Annotated in this window: 15 protein-coding genes; 10 read left to right on the forward strand and 5 right to left on the reverse strand. The window is 73.7% G+C overall.

Translation table 11 applies throughout. The annotated features are described in order from the left end of the window. Nucleotides 1–139 precede the first annotated feature (139 nt). The 4 genes from BR85_RS08830 to BR85_RS08845 form a co-directional block, all read right to left on the reverse strand. Nucleotides 140–1135 carry a glycoside hydrolase family protein gene (locus tag BR85_RS08830; protein WP_231478650.1) on the reverse strand — a complete coding sequence of 332 codons (996 nt, stop codon included), beginning with the start codon at nucleotides 1133–1135 and terminating at the stop codon, nucleotides 140–142. Further along, nucleotides 1132–2229, reverse strand: a complete 1098-nt coding sequence (locus BR85_RS08835; RefSeq protein WP_036272694.1) for a Gfo/Idh/MocA family protein — start codon at nucleotides 2227–2229, stop codon at nucleotides 1132–1134. The genes BR85_RS08830 and BR85_RS08835 overlap by 4 nt, the downstream gene beginning before the upstream one ends. Continuing rightward, on the reverse strand, nucleotides 2226–3149 hold the full coding sequence (locus BR85_RS08840; protein ID WP_051526280.1) for a DUF6807 domain-containing protein: 924 nt from the start codon (nucleotides 3147–3149) through the stop codon (nucleotides 2226–2228). Before BR85_RS08840 ends, BR85_RS08835 begins: the two co-directional genes overlap by 4 nt. A gap of 212 nt (nucleotides 3150–3361) precedes the next feature. After that, nucleotides 3362–5137, reverse strand: a complete 1776-nt coding sequence (locus tag BR85_RS08845) for an ABC transporter ATP-binding protein (RefSeq protein ID WP_028496453.1) — start codon at nucleotides 5135–5137, stop codon at nucleotides 3362–3364. A 52-nt stretch (nucleotides 5138–5189) separates the two neighbouring features. Here BR85_RS08845 and BR85_RS08850 point away from each other — a divergent pair, with 52 nt between their 5' ends. After that, the gene (locus BR85_RS08850) at nucleotides 5190–5867 is read left to right on the forward strand and encodes a rhamnogalacturonan acetylesterase (RefSeq protein ID WP_036272692.1); all 678 of its coding nucleotides are present in this window, start codon (nucleotides 5190–5192) and stop codon (nucleotides 5865–5867) included. A 27-nt stretch (nucleotides 5868–5894) separates the two neighbouring features. Here the strand turns inward: BR85_RS08850 and BR85_RS08855 are convergent, their stop codons facing one another. After that, nucleotides 5895–6941 carry a M24 family metallopeptidase gene (locus BR85_RS08855; protein ID WP_331280850.1) on the reverse strand — a complete coding sequence of 349 codons (1047 nt, stop codon included), beginning with the start codon at nucleotides 6939–6941 and terminating at the stop codon, nucleotides 5895–5897. Between the two features lie 64 nt (nucleotides 6942–7005). On the opposite strand from BR85_RS08855, the gene BR85_RS08860 reads away from it, so the two are divergent. The 9 genes from BR85_RS08860 to BR85_RS08900 all read left to right on the forward strand — a co-directional run bounded on the left by BR85_RS08860 (nucleotide 7006) and on the right by BR85_RS08900 (nucleotide 18121). Further along, entirely contained in the window at nucleotides 7006–8007 is a 1002-nt protein-coding gene (locus BR85_RS08860) for a LacI family DNA-binding transcriptional regulator (RefSeq protein ID WP_028496451.1), read from the forward strand. Between the two features lie 407 nt (nucleotides 8008–8414). Further along, nucleotides 8415–9752: a Gfo/Idh/MocA family protein gene (locus tag BR85_RS08865; RefSeq protein WP_028496450.1), complete on the forward strand. Its 1338-nt coding sequence runs from the start codon at nucleotides 8415–8417 to the stop codon at nucleotides 9750–9752. Continuing rightward, nucleotides 9749–10705 carry an NAD-dependent epimerase/dehydratase family protein gene (locus BR85_RS08870; protein WP_051526279.1) on the forward strand — a complete coding sequence of 319 codons (957 nt, stop codon included), beginning with the start codon at nucleotides 9749–9751 and terminating at the stop codon, nucleotides 10703–10705. Before BR85_RS08865 ends, BR85_RS08870 begins: the two co-directional genes overlap by 4 nt. Next, the gene (locus BR85_RS08875; RefSeq protein ID WP_028496449.1) at nucleotides 10672–11571 is read left to right on the forward strand and encodes a 5-dehydro-4-deoxyglucarate dehydratase; all 900 of its coding nucleotides are present in this window, start codon (nucleotides 10672–10674) and stop codon (nucleotides 11569–11571) included. The genes BR85_RS08870 and BR85_RS08875 overlap by 34 nt, the downstream gene beginning before the upstream one ends. After that, a complete protein-coding gene (locus tag BR85_RS08880; protein ID WP_028496448.1) occupies nucleotides 11568–12629 on the forward strand; it encodes a mandelate racemase/muconate lactonizing enzyme family protein in 1062 nt (353 codons plus the stop codon). The genes BR85_RS08875 and BR85_RS08880 overlap by 4 nt, the downstream gene beginning before the upstream one ends. 27 nt (nucleotides 12630–12656) lie before the next feature. After that, entirely contained in the window at nucleotides 12657–14117 is a 1461-nt protein-coding gene (locus BR85_RS08885) for an aldehyde dehydrogenase (NADP(+)) (protein WP_028496447.1), read from the forward strand. Nucleotides 14118–14136: 19 nt separating this feature from the next. Beyond that, on the forward strand, nucleotides 14137–15105 hold the full coding sequence (locus BR85_RS08890) for a serine hydrolase domain-containing protein (protein ID WP_028496446.1): 969 nt from the start codon (nucleotides 14137–14139) through the stop codon (nucleotides 15103–15105). Then, nucleotides 15105–17336, forward strand: a complete 2232-nt coding sequence (locus BR85_RS08895) for a beta-galactosidase (RefSeq protein WP_028496445.1) — start codon at nucleotides 15105–15107, stop codon at nucleotides 17334–17336. The genes BR85_RS08890 and BR85_RS08895 overlap by 1 nt, the downstream gene beginning before the upstream one ends. Next, on the forward strand, nucleotides 17333–18121 hold the full coding sequence (locus tag BR85_RS08900) for an alpha/beta hydrolase (protein WP_028496444.1): 789 nt from the start codon (nucleotides 17333–17335) through the stop codon (nucleotides 18119–18121). The genes BR85_RS08895 and BR85_RS08900 overlap by 4 nt, the downstream gene beginning before the upstream one ends. Nucleotides 18122–18201 lie beyond the last annotated feature (80 nt).

An 18201-nucleotide genomic window follows, 5' to 3' on the forward strand; every position in this document is an offset into this window, starting at 1 on the left:
ACGCCCGTGTTCTGGTGCTGCGGGGACGTCCGTGTCCGTGTGTGCGGGTGCGAGCCATCCCGACGGGAAAGCGCTTGCCGGTTACGGTACTACGCGTTGAAACGTTACGCAACCAATGCGGGCAAACGCTTTCCGTTCGTTACATCTCCGAAGTGTTACCGGTCACAGTCTGCCAGGCGGTCGGGTGGGAGCGCGTCGAAAGGATGCCCTCGTCGACACGCAGCTTCACCCGGTAGACAGCGCTGCGTCGCTCGTCCTCAGCGGGGCCGCTCCCGCCTGCGACGCCCGCCGGACGTGCGAAGAAGTAGAACCAGACGTCGTCGCCGTCGCGGACGGCCGCGCCATGATTGCCGATGTCGCCGCCCGGCAGGTCGCCGGGGCCCAGGATGACCGCATCCGCCCCGCCCTGACGGTGCCAGCCGACACCGGCGACGGAACGGTAGACGCCCATCCCCCGCCACTCGTCGACGACCATCCACCACCAACCGTCGAGCTCGAAGACCGACGGCCCCTCGTGCGGCCGCCCGCCGATCGCGACCCCCTCGAGCATCCACTCGGCCAGATCGGTCGAGGATGCCGTCATCGTGACCGAGTCGGCCACCTCGTCCTTGTACCAGAGGCGCCAGAGCCCCTCCCCCGTTCGGGCGACGGCCGCGTCGATGACCCGGTCGCTCGAGAGCGACAGAGGGCCGAGTCGCCTCCACGACCGGAGATCCTCGGAGTCGTAGCCGACGATGGTGCGGGCGAAGCCCGGCCAGCGGTCCGGGACCCCGTCGATCTCGGTGAGGAACATCCGCCACCGACGGCCGTCATGAATGACCTCGGGCGCCCAGTGGGTGACGTCGACGTGCAGCGGCGGCGGGCCAGGCTCGAGCGTGAGACCGCCGGCATCCGGCTCGAGGGTGCCGGTGTAGCGCCAGCTCACGCCGTCGTCGGAGCGGGCCACGCCGATGCGACTGCCGTGCACCCAGGCGACGCCCGGTCCGGGGTCCGGATGGGTCGCGCGACGCTGCGTGTAGAACATCCACCACTCGCCGTCGGCGATGACGACCGTCGGATCGGTCGCCCCGTCGTACACCGGGTCGCGGTACAGCTCGTCCAACTCGTCCGCTTCCGCCCGGATGCCGAGGCTCACGAGTCGACGTCGCGCATGTCAGCCACTGGACTTGCGAAGCCGGCGCGGTGCGTGGGGTGTACCGCGAGATCGGCCGGCGTGACGACGGCGCCGTCGGCCGCTGCTGACGCATAGATGGCGGCGACGAGCTCGAAAGAGCGGGCCGGCTCGTCTGCCGTCGGCGGGAGCTGCTCGCCGGCGAGCAGCGCGTCGAACACGTCGCGCAGCAGCGGACCGTGGTCGCTGCGCTCCTCCAACGGAGGCAGATCCCACGCGTCGGCCTCGGCCTCGAATCCCGGCGCGGGCGTGATCTTCCAGTTCTCGTGGCCGTGTCCGTAGAGGTGCTCGACCGAGATCGTCGCCTTCTGCGTGTCGAGTCGGATCGAGCTGATCTGCCGAGGGGAGACCGCGCTCGTCACCACCTGGGCCACGACGCCGTTGGCGAAGGTGACGGTCGCGGTCGAGGCGTCCTCGGTCTGCGTCTCGCGGTCCAGCCGCCAGAGCCGGCCCTGCACGCTCGCCCAGTCGCCGAGGAGGAAGGCGAGCAGGTCGAGCTGATGGATGCCGTGACCGAGGGTCGTCCCGCCGCCCTCGGTCTCCCACTGACCCCGCCACGGCACGGCGAAGTACTCCGCGTCGCGGTACCAGAGCGTCTGGCAGACGGCGATGAGCGGCCGCCCCACGGCTCCGCTCTGCAACAGCGTGCGCACGTGCGCCGCCGCCGTGCCGGTGCGCTGCTGGAAGACGACCGCGAGCTGCCGGTCGGCGGCAGCCGCCGCGGCGCGCATCTCGTCGAGCTCGTCGAGAGAGGGTGCCGGCGGCTTCTCCACGACGACGTGAGCGCCGGCCGCGAAGGCCGCGATGGTCTGCTCCCGGTGCACGCCGGGCGGCGTGCAGATGAGGACGACGTCGGGATGCTCGGCATCCAGCAGCTCGTCCAGGGTGTCGTAGACCGCGGGGGCGCCCCACGCCCGCGCGAACTCGTCGGCCTTGCTGCGGGTCAGGTTCGTGACGGCGACGAGCTCGGCGTGCGGGTGGGCGCCGACGGCGCGCGCGTGGAGGTGGGCGACGGCGCCCGTGCCGACGATGGCGCAGCGCAGGGTGCGGACGGTCATGCGGGGTCCTCCGTGGGGTCGGGGGTGTGAGCGGCGCGCAGCTCGTCGACGAGCGTCGCACCGACGGTGGATGCCAGCGCCGCGACCTCGGCGGTGCCGATGAGAAGCGCGGAGGCGAGGACGAGGGTCTCGGCGGGAGGCAGAACGGTCTCGTGGAAGAAGAAGGGTGCCGGGTTGAGGCCGGCATACTCGGCGCTGCGCGCGAACCAGGGGCTCTCGCCCTCGCCGGCATCCAGCACGAGGACGCCCGCGGAGCGGTCCGGCGCGATGAATGCGAGCCACGGCCCGGGCTGACCACGCGTGTCATCGCCTGCGAGCCCAGAGGGGGCGACGATGTCGCCGCCGGTGAAGGCAACGGGACCGCGCCAGAAGATGCCGGCGTAACCGGCGTTCTCGCGGCCCTTCGACGTCGGCGAGCCGAAGCCGAGCGGCACGTCGGTGACGTTGCGCACAGCGCTCCGCCACGTGAACGCCCACGTGTCGGCGTCGATCAGCCGGGCGGTGAGGGTGCGGCGTTCGACCAGCACGGGGGCGCCGTCCTCGGCGATCCAGTCGAGGTCTTCGTCGACGCGGGCGAGGCCGGCGACGGCATCCGCGACGGGGGTGTCGGAGACGACGAATCCGCGGTGCACCTGCGCGCCGTTGTTCGGCAGCTGCACGTAGCCCTCGCCGTGCACGTAGGTCGGGCCGCCCCAGAAGTTGTGCGGCCCGACGACCGGGAGCGCGAGGGAGAGGCCCTTGTGCCACACGTGGTCGTCGGGGCGGTAGGCCGTCACATCGACGCCCGCCCGCGTGCGCAGCAGCGCGTAGGGTCGCGGTGACTCGATCGGCGCGTCGTCGGGCTCGTACACGTACTCGGCGAGCACCCCGGCACCGTCGCGCAGGCGCAGCCTGCCGGACTCTTCGGCGTCGAAGTGCATGGGACCTCCGGGGTCGTGGGGCGTGGCATCCACCCTAGGAGATCTCGCGGGAAAGCGCTATCCAGGCCGCGCGCACACCGTCATCCAGCCGTTCGCGCGGCCGAAAGCAGCACGCGCTGCGGAAAGTTCGACCGCGCGTGCCGCTTTCGACCGCGCGTACGAATCCGACACAGGATGCGGGCGCGGCGAGGACGGGCGTGCGGGTCCGCGCGCTAGACCAGCCCGGCCTGCGTGAGGTGCAGCCGCGCGTACCGGCCCCCGGCCGCGACGAGTTCGTCGTGCGGGCCCTGCTCGACGATGCGGCCGTGCTCGAGCACGACGATGCGGTCGGCGCGCCGCACGGTGGAGAGGCGGTGCGCCACGACGAGCGTCGTCCGCCCGGTCATGAGGCGGTCCAGCGCCTCCTTGACGAGCTCCTCCGACTCCGGATCGAGGGCGCTCGTCGCCTCGTCGAGGAGCAGGATGCGGGGGTCGCGGACGAGCGCGCGGGCGATCGCGAGGCGCTGCCGCTGCCCGCCGGAGAGGCGCGCGCCGCGCTCCCCGACGACGGTGTCCCAGCCCTGGGGCTGGGCCTGCACGAAGTCCCACGCGTTCGCGTCGCGGAGGGCCTGGGCGATCCGCTCGTCCGCGACCTCCGGCATCCCATACGCGATGTTGTCGCGGATCGACCCCTCGAACAGGACGGACTCCTGCGGCACGACGGAGACGAACCGGCGCACCGTGCGGAGGTCCAGCTCCTGCATGTCCCGGCCGTCGAGCAGGATCCGCCCGCTCGCGGGACGGACGAACCCCAGCACGAGGTTCAGCAGGGTCGACTTGCCCGATCCCGACGAGCCCACGAACGCGACCGTCGTCCCAGCCGGGACGTCGAGGTCGATCTCGTGCAGGGCGTCGTCCTCGGCACCGGGATAGCGGTGCGTCGCGCGCTCGAGGCGGATCGCGCCGTCGACGGCATCCACCGTGCGCTTGCCCTCGTTCTGCTCGAGGTCGGGCTCCTGGATGACCTCGGCGATCGACCGCACCGACTCGAGGCCGCGCGCGCCGACCGGGATGAGCATCAGCAGCTGCGTGAGGCCACCGGTGAGAAGGGTGAAGTACGTCGACAGCAGCACCACTTCACCGGGGGTGATGGGCAGGATGCCGGTGAGCGCGAACACGGCGGCGAGCACGAGGCACCCCACGCCGAGCAGCTGCATCGCGACCCACGAGATCGACGCGACGTGACCGTTGAGCATGTCGAGGTGCAGCCCCGCGCGGCGGACGCCCTCCGCCCCGTGCGTGACGCGCGTGACGGCGGTGCCCTCCAGACCGTGCGCGCGGGTGACGGGGATGAGGGAGGCCATCTCGCCGACGCGCGCCGACAGGGTCTCGACCTCGCGGCGGAAGACCTCGTTGCGGACCTTCGACCGGTTGCGCATGCCGTAGCGGATGCCGATGGCGATCGGCACCGCGAGCGCGTACACGGGCAGGAACTGGGGCACCGCGAGCGCCGTCATCGAGACGGCACCGGCCATGACCATGACGGCGGACAGCAGCGGATGCGTGACCTGCTGGAGCATGAGCTCGACGTTCTCGACGTCGCGGACGACCTTGGTCTGCACGATGGAGGAGCTGACCCGCGTGTGATAGCCGATGGACAGGCTCTGCAGCCGCGCCGCGAGGGCGTTGCGGAGGTCCGCGCCGGTGTCGCGCACGACCGTCATGAAGCTCCGCGTGTAGAGGAGGTGGTTCGGGTAGTTCTGCAGCAGCAGGACGGCCGCGAGCGCGAACCACCACAGCACGGAGGACACCGGCCCGTCGGTCGCGACGATGTCGATGATCGACGCCGTGATGACCGGGAGGAACCAGAGCGGGATCTCCTTCATCGCGAAGGCGAGGATCGCGAGCGTCATGCGGCCGGGGCGGCGCGCGAGCAGGCGCAGGACGGTGCGCGCGGGGTGCGCGCCGTCGATGAGATCGACACTATGGGAAAGCGCTATCCGTGGCACACTGCCATGGTATGCGCCGCCACCGTCGCGGCGCCAGAGCTCGGGAGAACGAATGACCTACCACCTCGCCGGCGATTCGACCGTCGCGCCGATGAAGGCCGGCGAGGAGCCGATGTCGGGCTGGGGCCACTTCCTCGCGGAGTCGCTGGGCGCTCCGGTGCGGAACCTCGCGTTCGGCGGCGCCACGACCGAGAGCTTCCGGGCATCCGGATCGTGGGCGACGCTGATGGCCGAGGTGGCGACCGGCGACACTGTGCTGATCCAGTTCGGGCACAACGACCAGAAGGAACCGGAGATGCTCGCCTCGCGCGGCGGCTACACCGACCGCCTCCGCGCGATGGTCGAGGAGGTCCGCGCCCAGGGTGCGCGGGCCGTGCTGTGCACGTCGTGCGAGCGTCGCTGGTTCGACGACGCCGGCCGGATCACCCCCACCCACGGCGACTACCCGAACGCCGTGCGCGACCTCGCCGCCGAGATCGACGCGCCGCTCATCGACCTCACCGTCTTCACGACGTGGCTCTACGAGCACCTCGGGGATGCCGCATCCGCACGCCTGCTCTCGCACTACGCGCCCGGCGCGACCGCGGCATGGCCGGACGGACTCGCCGACGACACGCACTTCCGCGTCGAGGGCGCCCGCGCGATCGCCGCATTCGTGGCGCGTAAGCTGCGCGCGATCGAACGCCGCGACGGCGACCAGCCCGCGAAGGGAACGCTGCTCGTCAGCTGAGGCGGGGTCGGGCCGGCCTCGGCGCGGTCAGTCGAACGGTCGCGCCGTCGGGCGGTCGAGTCCCGCGTGCGTCACCGTCGGCCAGCACGGATCGACCGTGAGCACTTCCGCTCCGCCGGTGCCGATGAGGACGGTGTCCTCGACTTTCGCGCCGGGGGCGCTGGGGTTCCACGCGAACGCCTGCTGCTCGACGATGAGGTCGGCGGTGTCGGCTGTCGCGCGGGGGTCGCGGCCCGCGTAGCCGGTCGGTCCGCCCTGATGGTGGCGCTGCCATTCGTCGGGTTCGAATCCTGCGGCGGCGTACGCGCGGCATCCGGCGGCGAAGGCGGCATTCAACCGCGTCCCCGGCCGTGTGGCGGCGAGGAAGCCGGCTTCGACCTCGAGGATCCGGTCGTCATCGGCACCCGCCGCGCCCACCCAGCGAGTGGCGTTGGCGATGAGCCCGTGCCGGCGTCCGCAGACGACGAGCATGGCGCGCTCCCCCAACGGTCCGTCGGTAGGGAGCGGATGCCGGTGCGCCAGCCGCGGCGCGCCGGCGACCAGCAGGACGAGCGGATCGATCCCGCGCCGGACGAGGAGGTCGGCGAGCGTGGCCGCGGCGCCCCGCTCGGTGGTGTCGGGCCTGAGGAGCGGGGCGGCGTCGGTCAGCGCTTCGGCGGTCTCGCGGCCGAGAGCGCGGTAGCGGGCGGCCTCGTCGGGGAGCAGGCTCGCCCGGGCCGCGCGCAGCGCCGCCGCGGCCTCGGACTCGGGGACGGACGCGCGGGCGGCCGCGGCGGCGACGGCGGGCGGCGTCTGCCATGGCACGCGAATCATCCGGTCGGCGTCGGCGGGGAGGAGCTCCTCCGCGGCGAGCCGGTCGGCCTCGTTGGCCGCGACGAAGAGGGTGTCTCCGTCATCTGCCGCAATCACCGCGATAGCGGGAGGACCGGCGAGGGAGACGTGCGTGCGGATGCCGTCGAGGTACCAGCCGATCGCCTCGTGCGAGGTGAGCAGGAGCGCATGGGCACGGATCGACGCGCGGATCGCCGCGAGGCGCGACTGCTTGACCAGACGGTCGGCGGCGGACGGCGGCATCCGGACTCCTGTCGTAAAACGCTTTCTCGTTAGTATGGCCGGAGACGACGACGGGAAGGCATCGATGACGAAGTCCTCGCGCGCCACGATCACCGACGTCGCGCGTGCCGCCGGCGTCTCGCTGTCGACGGTGTCGCGCGTCATGAACGGCAACGCGTCCGTCGATGCCGCGATGGCCGAACGCGTGCGCCTCGTCGCCGCCGAGCTCGGCTACAGCGCGAACCCGCTGGCCCGCAGCCTCGTGCTCGGCCGGACGCAGACGATCGCCGTCGTGATCCCGGATCTTGCCAACCCCACATTCCAGGCGATCCTCCGGGGGCTCAGCCGCGCGGCGGGCGACGACGGCTACCACGTGCTCATCGCCGATTCGGCCGAGCAGGTCGAGACCGAGCGCGCGCTCGCCGAGGCGACCCGGCGGCGCACCGACGGCGTCATCCTGTGCGCCCCGCGCCTCCCCGCCGGTGAGCTCGCCGAACTGCTGCCGACGCTCGCGCCGGTCGTGGTCGTGAACCGGCCGCCACAGGAGAGCGCGCCCACGGTTGCTGCGGACTACCGCACCGCGATGGCCGAGCTGGTCGCCCACCTGCACGGGCTCGGGCACCGCCGCCTCGTGTTCCTCTCCGGCGTGGTCGGCAGCGCGTCCGGCGCGGCCCGGCGGGCAGCGCTCGCCGAGGCGCGCACGGCGCATCCCGATCTGGAGATCCTCGAACTCCCCTCCGGGGTCGACTTCGACAGCGGCGCCGCGGCGGCCGACGCCGTGCGCGCGACCGGCGCGACCGCAGTGCTCGCGTTCAACGACCTCGTCGCGATGGGGCTTCTCTCCGCCGTCGCCGCACGCGGGGTCCGCGTGCCCGAGGACCTGTCGGTCGTCGGCTTCGACGACATCCCGTTCGCGCGGTACACGACCCCGCCGCTCACGACGGCCGCCGTCCCGGCCGCCGAGCTCGGGCGCCGGGCGTGGGATGCCATGAGCGCACTGCTGGCGGGCGACCCGGCGCCCGCGTCGTCGGTGCTGACCCCCGAGGTCGTCGTGCGGGCGAGCACCGCCGCGCCTCCGGCATCCTGAGTCTCAGCTGCCGACCCGGGGCGCTCGCGCGGTTCGCGGTCGCCAGGTTTCAGCCGCGCCGAACTGCGGGTGCGAGGCCGGACGACCCGCCATTCGGCGCGGGTGAGAGCTCGCGCTCGCCCGCGCCGCCGTCCTCACGGCCGCCAGGTTTCATCCGCGCCGAACTGTGGGTGCGAGGCGAGGCGACCCGCCGTTCGGCGCGGGTGAACATCCGGGCCGCCGCTCATCCGCGCCGAAGTGCGGGTGTGAGGCTGCCCAACCCACCATTCGGCGCCACCGAATCGCGCGGGGCCTGGCCGCCCGCGGCATCGATCGTCGAACCACCGTCGGCTCGGCCCGCTCCCCCAACCCCCCACCACCCGGCGCGTGCTAGCCTGAGAAAACGTTTCCTGAGACTCGGAGCAGCCATGACCCGCACCCGGTACGCCCTCATCGGCGCCGGCCACCGCGCCCAGATGTACGTCGATGCGATCACCGGCGAGTACGCCGACCGCGCGGAGCTCGTCGCGATCTGCGAGCCGAACCCGGTGCGCGCCGGGCTGTACGTCGACCGCGTCACCGCCGCCGGGCACGCGGCGCCGAGCACGTGGCATCCGGACGATCTCGAGGCGATGATCGCGGCCGAGCGCGTCGACCGGGTCATCGTCTGCGCGCGCGACGACCAGCATGCGCCGATCATCGTCCGCTCCCTCGACGCCGGCGCGGATGTCGTCGTCGAGAAGCCCCTCACGATCGATGCGCCGAGCGCCGCCGCGATCGAGGAGGCGGTCGCGCGCACCGGCCGCCGCGTCGTCCTGACCTTCAACTACCGCTACGCGCCGCGCAACAGCGCCTTGCGTCAGGTCATCCAGGACGGCACGATCGGCGAGGTCACCTCGATCGACTTCTCCTGGATGCTGGACACGAAGCACGGCGCCGACTACTTCCGCCGCTGGCACCGGGAGAAGGCCCACTCCGGCGGCCTCCTCGTGCACAAGTCGAGCCACCACTTCGACCTCGTCAACTGGTGGATCCACTCCGCGCCGCGCCGCGTCTACGCCTCGGGCGGGCTGCGCTTCTACGGCGCCGAGAACGCCGCCGTGCGCGGCACCGGCGCGCGCCCGGAGCGCGGCACGCACGAGGGCGACCACGACCCGTTCGAGCTCGACCTGCGCGACGACCCCCGCCTGAAGGCCCTCTACCTCGACGCGGAGCAGCACGACGGCTACCTCCGCGACCGCGACGTGTTCGGCGCGGGCATCACGATCGAGGACAACCTCGCGCTCGTCGTCGACTACACCTCCGGCGCGACCCTGTCGTACTCGCTCAACGCGCACGCCCCGTGGGAGGGCTACCGGGTCGCCGTCAACGGCACGCTCGGCCGCGCCGAACTGGATGTCGTCGAGCGGGGCGCAGTCCTCGCCGACGAGGGTCTGCACCCCGTGCTCGACCCCAGCGCGACGGGCGCCGGCGCGGGCACCTCACTGCGCCCGGTGACGGAGCGCCTGCTGGTCCAGCGGCACTGGGAGGAGGCCGTCGAGGTCCCGCTCGACGGCGGCGAGGGCGGTCACGGCGGCGGCGACGCTCTGCTGCTCCGCGACGTCTTCGTCGGCCCGGGCGATGACCCGCTGGCCCGGCCGGCCGACTGGACCGACGGCGTCCGCTCGATCTCGGTCGGCATCGCCGGCAACAGGTCGCTCGCGACCGGCCTCCCGGTCGATGTCGCCGACCTCGGCATCGGCCTGCTGTCCCGGGAGCACGCGTGAGCCGCATCGTCGTGACCGGGGGTGCGGGGCGGCTCGGCCGCAGCCTCGTCTCCGGCCTCGCGACCGCCGGGCACGAGGTGGTCTCGTTCGACCGTACGCGGTCCGACGACCCCGCCCTCGCCGGCGTCGCGCAGGTCGCGATCGACCTCGCCGACGCGGATGCCACGGCACACGCTCTGCAGGAGGCGCACGCCGACGCGCTCATCCACCTCGCCGCGATCGCGGTGCCCTTCAGTGCCCCCGAGCACGTCATCATGCGGACCAACGCGACGCTCGCGATCTCGGTGCTCGGCGGCGCCGTCGCCGCCGGCATCCCGAAGATCGTCGCCGCGTCGAGCCCCACGGTGCTCGGCTACGGCGCCCCCACGGGGTGGGTGCCGGGCCGATTCCCGCTCGACGAGGACACCGCCCCCGCGCCGTGGAACGCGTACGCCCTGTCGAAGCACCTCATCGAGCAGACGCTTCGCATGTACGCGCGGCAGACCGGCGACACGATCCGGTTCGCCGCGTTCCGCCCCTGCTACGTCATCGCGCCCGAGGAGTGGGCCGGCGCCCCGACGCAGCAGGGCCACACGGTGCGCGAGCGCCTCGACGACCCGGCGCTGTCCGCGCCCGCCGTGTTCAACTACGTCGATGCGCGCGACGTCGCGACCTTCTGCGACCGCCTGCTCGAGGCCCTCCCCGGCATCCCCAATGCCGAGACGTTCTTCGTCGCCGCCGACGATGCCCTGGCCCGCGAGCCCCTCGCCGACCTCGTGCCGCGCTTCTTCCCCGGCACCGACGAGGTCGCCGCCGTGCTGACCGGCACGACGTCGGCGTTCTCCAACGCGAAGGCGCGGCGCCTGCTCGGCTGGACCCCGACCCGTTCCTGGCGCGGCGAGCTGCCCGCGACCGACCTCGACCGAAAGGACGCGCCGACATGGACTTCGACGGCATCCTCTTCTTCCCGGTGACGCCCTTCGACGCCGACGGTCGCGTCGACGTCGACCTGCTGCGCACGCATGTCGCGACGGGACTCTCCCACGCGCCCGGTGGCATCTTCCCGGCGTGCGGCACGGGCGAGTTCCACGCCCTCTCCACCGCCGAGGCGGCCCTCGTGGTGCGCACGGCCGCGGAGACCGTCGCGGGCGCCGTGCCCGTCGTGGCGGGCACCGGCGGGCCGCTCGGCCACGCGATCGACGTCGCGCGAGCGGCAGCGGATGCCGGCGCGGACGCGCTGCTCGTGCTGCCGCCGTACCTCGTGGGCGGCCCGCAGGCGGGCCTCGTCGCGTACGTGGAGGCCGTTGCCGCGGCATCCGACCTGCCCGTCGTCGTCTACCACCGCGGCAACGCGCAGTTCACGCCCGCCTCGATGCGCCGGCTCGCGGAGAACCCGAAGGTCATCGGCTTCAAGGACGGGGTCGGCGACGTGGGCGCCGCGCAGCTCATCGTGCGGGCGGTGGCGGATGCCGGGCGCGACGACTTCCTCTTCTTCAACGGCCTGCTGACCGCGGAGCTGACCCAGGCGGCCTACCGCGGCATCGGCATCCCGCTGTACTCGTCAGCCGCCTTCGCGATGATCCCCGAGGTGGCGAACGCCTACTACCGCGCCTACACCGCCGGCGACGAGGACCGACGCCTCGCCCTCCTCGACGGGTTCTACGCCCCGCTCGTCGCCCTCCGCGACGAGACGCCGGGCTTCGGCGTCTCCCTCATCAAGACCGGTCTGCGCCTCGGCGGGCTGCCGGTCGGCGGCGTCCGCGCCCCGCTCGTGGACCCGACGCCCGACCAGGAGCGTCGCCTCGCCGAGATCCTGGACGCCGGACGGGCCCTCGTGTGAGCGAGATCGCCTCCCTCGACGCGCGCCTGATCCGCGTGCCGCTCCGGCGGGCGTGGGGCGCCGACGTGCAGAGCGTCGGGGTGATCGCGACGCACGTCGTGCGCACCGACGGAGCGGAGGGCTGGGGGTTCTCCTGGACGCCGCAGATCGGCGCGGAGGCTGTCCTCGCGCTGCTGCAGCGCGACATCGCCTCGTTCGCGGCCGGGCAGTCGGCCGATCCGTCGGCCGTGTGGCGCGCGGCGTGGGAGCACCTGCACGAAGCCGGCGGCGGGGGGATCACGACGATCGCGCAGGCCGGGCTCGACCTGGCGCTGTGGGATGCCGCGGCCCGCGCCGCGGACCTGCCGGTCTCACACCTGCTCGGACGCCGCCGCGACAGCGTGCGTGCGTACGGCAGCGGCGTCAACCTGCATTACCCGCTCGAGGAGCTCGTCGCCCAGGTGCGCCGGTGGGTGGAGGCCGGTTTCGACGCCGTCAAGGTCAAGGTCGGCAAGCCCGATCTCGCCGAGGACGTCGACCGGCTCGCGGCCGTGCGCGAGGTGCTCGGCCCCGACCGCGACCTCATGATCGACGCCAACCAGCGGTGGGACCTCGCGCGCGCGACCGCGAGCCTCGAGGAGCTGTCCCGGTTCGCCCCCGCATGGATCGAGGAGCCGCTGCGCGCCGACGACCTCGCCGGGCACGCCGAGCTCGCCGGGCGCACCGGCATCCCGATCGCCCTCGGCGAGAACCTGCACACGGAGTACCGGTTCGCGGAGTTCCTCCGCGCCGGAGCCGCGCACATCGTCCAGCCCAACATCGTGCGGGTCGGCGGCATCACCCCGTTCCTGCGCATCGCGGCGATCGCCGCCGACGCCGGCGCCGCCGTGCACCCGCACCTGCTGCCGGAACTGTCCGGCCAGCTCGCACTGACCCTCCCGCAGGAGGTGCTCGTCGAGGACGTGGAGGATGCCGGCTTCGGCGACCTCGGAGCGCTCGACGGCCCGTCACCGGTCCGCATCGCCGCCGGCCGTCTCACCGAGACGACGCACGTCGGGCTCGGCCTCCGCTTCGCCTGACACGAGATCCCCCGGAAAGGACCCGCGATGAGCACCAGCACCGCACACCTCGAGCAGATCGTCGCCGCCGCGAGGGCCGCCGCGCCCGTGTGGCGGACGTCCACCCAGGCCGTTCGGGCCGGCTGGCTGCGCGCCCTCGCCGACGCCCTCGACGCCCACGCCGACGAACTCGTCCCCCTCGCCGACCGGGAGACCCGGCTCGGCGAGGCGCGCCTCCGCGGCGAGGTCGGCCGCACGACGGGACAGCTGCGCCTTTTCGCGACCGTCGTCGAGGAGGGCTCATACCTCGAGCTCACGGTCGACGACGCCGACTCCGCGGCCACACCGCCGCGGCCCGAACTGCGGCGCCTCCTCGTCGGGGTCGGTCCGGTCGCCGTCTTCTCGGCCTCGAACTTCCCGTTCGCCTTCTCGGTGTGCGGCGGTGACACCGCGTCCGCGCTCGCGGCCGGCAATCCCGTCATCGTGAAGTCCCACTCCGGGCATCCCGAGCTGTCCCGCCGCACCGCGCAGATCGCAGCCGGAGCCCTCGAGGCCGCGGGCGCCCCGGCCGGTTCCCTCGCGCTCATCGAGGGCCGCGAGGCCGGCAACGCCCTCGTTCAGCATCCGGTGATCCAGGCGGCCGGGTTCACCGGGTCGCTCAGCGGCGGGCGGGCGCTGTTCGACCTCGCGTCGGGGCGCGCCGATCCCATCCCGTTCTACGGCGAGCTGGGCAGCGTCAACCCGGTCGTGCTGACCCGCGCCGCCGTCGCGGCGCGCGGCGCCGCGCTCGCCACGGGGCTCGCCGGGTCGTTCACGCTCGGCGTCGGGCAGTTCTGCACGAAGCCCGGTGTCGTGTTCGTGCCGCGCGGCGCGGGCTTCGAGGACGCCGTCGCGGTGGCGACGGCGGGGACCACGGGCGGTCGGCTGCTCACCGACCGCATCACGGCCGCCTTCCCCGAGGGGGTCGACCGCCTCGCCGCCGACCCCGCCGTGGAGATCGTCGCCCGCGGCGCGGAGACCGCCGACGGAGCTCGCCCCCTCGTGCTCGCGACCGATACGACCGCCGTCGTCGCGCGCGCCGAGCTCCTGCTGGAGGAGGTGTTCGGCCCCGTGACGCTCCTCGTCCGGTACGACACCGACGACGAGCTGCACGACGCGCTCCGCGCCGTGCCCGGCAGCCTCACCGCGACGCTGCACGCCGAGGACGGCGACGAGGTCACCGAGACGCTCGAACTGCTGCAGGCCCGCGCCGGCCGCGTGCTGTTCGCGGGCTGGCCGACCGGCGTCGCGGTGACCTGGTCGCAGCAGCACGGCGGCCCGTGGCCGGCCACGACGTCGCTGCACACGTCGGTCGGGGCGACCGCGATCCGGCGATTCCTGCGGCCCGTCGCCTACCAGGACGCCCCGGAGCGCCTGCTGCCCGATGTGCTCGGCGACGGGGCGCTCGCGCGCCTGCCGCACCGGCGGAACGGCGTGCTGACCCTGCCGCCCGGACCTGCGGCATCCTGAGCACTGGCATCCTGATCCGATGACCTTCTCCACCGCCTTCGACCTCGTCCGCCGGCACGTCGCGGACGACCGGCTGCCGACCGCCGTCCTCGGCGTCGCCAGCGCCGACGGCACGGTCGCGCTGGAGGCCTTCGGCCCGGCGTCCGCCGAGGACCGGTATCCGCTCTTCTCCATCACCAAGCCGCTCCTCGGCATCGCCGCCGCCCGCGCGATCGCCCGTGGCCAGCTGACGCCGGAGACCCCGCTCACCACCGCGCTGCCGGAGTTCGGCGCGCGACGCGACGACGTCGTGCGGCTCCGGCACCTCGCGAGCCACACCTCGGGCATCGCGGAACCGCCCCTCGACACGGCGGTTCCGCTGCGGACGGAGCTGCTCAGCCGCGGGCGCGACTTCGTCGCGGGCACCGCCTCGCGCTACTCGACGCTCGCATTCGAGGGCATCGCGGCGCTCGTCGAGCACGCCACGGGGCGGGCATGGGATGCCGAGGTGTCCGCCTGGGCCGCCGAGATCGGCGCAGACGGCCTGAGTCTCGACCTCAGCGACGCGCACCTCATCGCCGACGCGGCAGCGGCCGGACTCGACATGGCGCGGTTCGCGGCGCTGCGCAACCCCGGCGCCGGCCTCGCCGGGCGGGCCGACGACCTGCTCCGGCTCGGCTCGGCGCTGCTGCGGATCGGCGGCGGCGAGCGCGGCGGCATCCTCTCGCCCGCCACCCTCGCGATGATGCTGCGTCCTCTCACCGGCGCCATCCCGCGCCTGGAGCCGTACCCGGCCGAACGCGGCCAGGACTGGGGGTTCACCTGGAACCTGCGCTCCCGTGCCCCCGGACTCATCGACCGCGACGTGTACGGCCACGGCGGGTGGGCGGGCACGCAGTTCTGGGTGCACCCCACCGCAGGGGTGGCCTGGGTGCTGCTGACCAACCGGGCCGACCACGCCTCCGTCGACGCGGACGCCATCGACAACGCGATCATCGGAGCGCTGTGATGCGGACCGTGCACCACCGCGGATGGGCTGGGCCGCCCGCTCCGACACCGCTACCCGCACCGGCCGAGGCGGCGCGGGGACTCGCGGTCACCGATCGCGCCGTCCTCCGCGACGGGGTGCCGTGGGTGCCCGTCTCCGGCGAGATCCATTACAGCCGGCTTCCCCGCGCCCGATGGCGCGAGCGGTTGCGTCAGCTGCGCGCCGGCGGCGTGACCGTCGCCTCGACCTACGTCTTCTGGCTGCACCATTCCCCCGCCCCGGGCGTCGCACGGTTCGACGGGAACCTCGACGTCGGCGCTTTCCTGGACGAGTGTGCGGATGCCGGCCTCGAGGTCGCCCTGCGGATCGGACCGTGGGTGCACGGCGAGGCGCGCAACGGGGGCTTCCCGGACTGGGTCCAGAACCTCGATGTGCGTCATCGCTCCGACGATCCGCGGTACCTCGACCTCGTCCGCGAGTGGTTCGGGCAGCTCGCCGACGCGCTGGGCGGCCGCGCGCAGCCGGGCGGGCCCGTCATCGCGGTGCAGCTGGAGAACGAGCTGTACGACCGGCCGGAGCACCTCCGCACGCTCAAGCGCCTCGCCCGCGAGGCCGGGATCGCCGCGCCGCTGTGGACGGCGACCGCGTGGGGCGGCGCGCAGCTGCCGGCCGGCGAGGTGCTGCCGCTGTTCGGCGGGTACGCCGACGGGTTCTGGGTCGACCCCGGCGAGCCGTGGCATCCGACGTTCCGCGCCCACTTCTTCCCGTCCCACGACTGGGACGACCCGGGCGTGGGAGCCGATGTCCGCGACGCGCAGGGGTTCGCGGCGGCGAGCGCGACCGCCGATCTGCACGGCTTCCCGCCGGCGACCTGCGAGCTCGGCAGCGGCATGGCCACCGCCTACCACCGCCGCCCCGTGCTGACCGGGCGCGACATCGCGGCGCTCGCGCATGTGAAGATCGGCAACGGCTCCGCGTGGCAGGGGTACTTCATGTACGCCGGTGGCCGCAACCCGGGCCCGGGGATGCAGGAGACGCAGGCCACCGGCTACCCCAACGACATGCCCGAGCTCGGCTATGACTTCCACGCGCCGATCGGGCAGTCCGGAGACCCGGCCGACGCGTACCCGCTGCTGCGGGACCAGCACTCGTTCCTCGCCGCGTTCGGACATCTGCTCGGCGGGATGACCTCGTCCCTGCCCGACGATCCGCCGACGGGCCTCGATGACCGGACGACCCTGCGGTGGGCGCTGCGCTGCGACGGCGACGCCGGGTTCGTCGTCATCTCGCACCATCAGCCGCACGAGCCCGTCGCGGACGCGCTCGGCGTGCAGCTGCGGATCGTGACGGATGCCGGGACGACGGTGCTGCCCTCGCGTCCCGTCGACATCCCGGCCGGCACCCTGGCGCGATGGCCCGTGGGCCTCACGCTCGGCGGCTCGCGCCTGGACTGGGCGACGGCCTCCGCCGTGACGCTGCTGCCCGGCGGCGTGCCGACCCTCGTCCTCGTCGCGGACGCCGGCATCCCCGTCGAGGTGGCGGTGGACGGGGCCGTGATGGACGTCATCCCCGGGGTCGAACCGGTGCGGGTGGGCGGATTCGATCTTCTCGTCCTGCCTGCCGGCGAGCACCCGTGGGTGCCGGACCTGCCGTCCGGCCGGCGGCGCCTGCTCCTCAGCGAGGCGGAACTCGCGTGGGGCGGCGACGGGACGGTGCACGCGCGGCCGGGCGGCGCCGGCGTGCGAGAGTACGACCCGCCGTCACGCGCATGGCGGCGGATCGACGCCGGTGCGGGCGGCATCCTCGGACGGACCGTGACGGTCGAGCCGGTGCAGGATGCGGTGCCGGGACCGGCCGACTACGGGTTCGCGGAGCGGCGGCACAGCGCCCCCGACGCCGAGACGTTCGACGCGCACGCCGCCGTGTTCGCGCTGACCGTGCCGCCCGAGGCGTTCGACGGCGACGCGGTCCTGGACATCGACTGGGCGGGCGACGTCGGTCAGCTGCGGTGCGACGGCATCCCCGTCGACGACCGGTTCTGGGACGGCACGCGGTGGAGCGTTGCGCTGAGCGACGCCGGCATCGAACCGGATGCGGAGCTCACGCTGCACGTGCTGCCCCTGGCCCCGGAGACGACGATCGCGCTCCCCGCCGGCGCCGCCGCCCGCCTCTCGACCGCGAGCGCTCCGCTCGTGTCGGTGGACGCCGTCACGGTGCGCTCGCGCGGCGACTGGACCGAGGTGCCCGCGTGAGCGCGCCGTACACCGCGGCCGACGGGCTCGTGCGGGTGTACCCGGCATCCCCAGGCGACGGCAGCGGACTGCTCTGGATGCACGGCGGCGGCTTCGCGGCCGGCGACCTCGACATGCCGGAGGCCGATCATGTCGCACGGACCCTCGCCGCCGGCGGCACGACGGTCGTGAGCGTCGACTACCGGCTGGTGGGCGAGGGATGCCGGTACCCGGCGCCGTCCGACGACGTCCTCGCCGCGTGGGACTGGATGCTCGCGCGGCGGTCCGACCTGGGGATCACGCGGACGGCGATCGGCGGGGCGAGCGCCGGCGGCAACCTCGCCGCGGGCGCGGTGCTGCGGATGCTGGCGGACGGCGCCGGGGAACTCCCCGACCTCGTGCTGCTCGCGTATCCGACGCTGCTCGCGGTGCAGCCGCCCCCCGGGCGGGAACTGCGCGCCGCGCTCGACGCCGCCCCGGACGCCGATCGCTTCGGACCGGACGCCGTCCGCGGCATGTACGAGCGGTTCCTCGGCGGCCCCGTCGACGGTGCTCCGGTGCCGGCGGTGCCCGGGACGGCGCGCCCGGAGCAGCTCGCCGGTCATCCGCCGACGCTCATGGTCAACGGGGAGGTCGACGAACTCCGCGTCTCCGGCGAGGTGTACGCCGCGGCGCTCCGCGCCGCGGGCTGCGACATCGAGGTCGTCACGGAGACCGGGACGCAGCACGGCCACCTGAACCGGCCGCACGAGCCGGCGGCATCCGTCACCCTCGCGCGCTTCGCGCGGCGACTCGCCGGCGCGTAGCCGCCGCCCGCACCCGAGCGGGGGCGTGGCCCGGTGTGGCCCGGTGCGCTAGCATGTTGACGTAAACACATCGTTCGACG

It is taken from the genome of Microbacterium sp. UNCCL10, from assembly GCF_000746195.1.
GTDB classification, from domain to species: Bacteria; Actinomycetota; Actinomycetes; order Actinomycetales; family Microbacteriaceae; genus Microbacterium; species Microbacterium saccharophilum.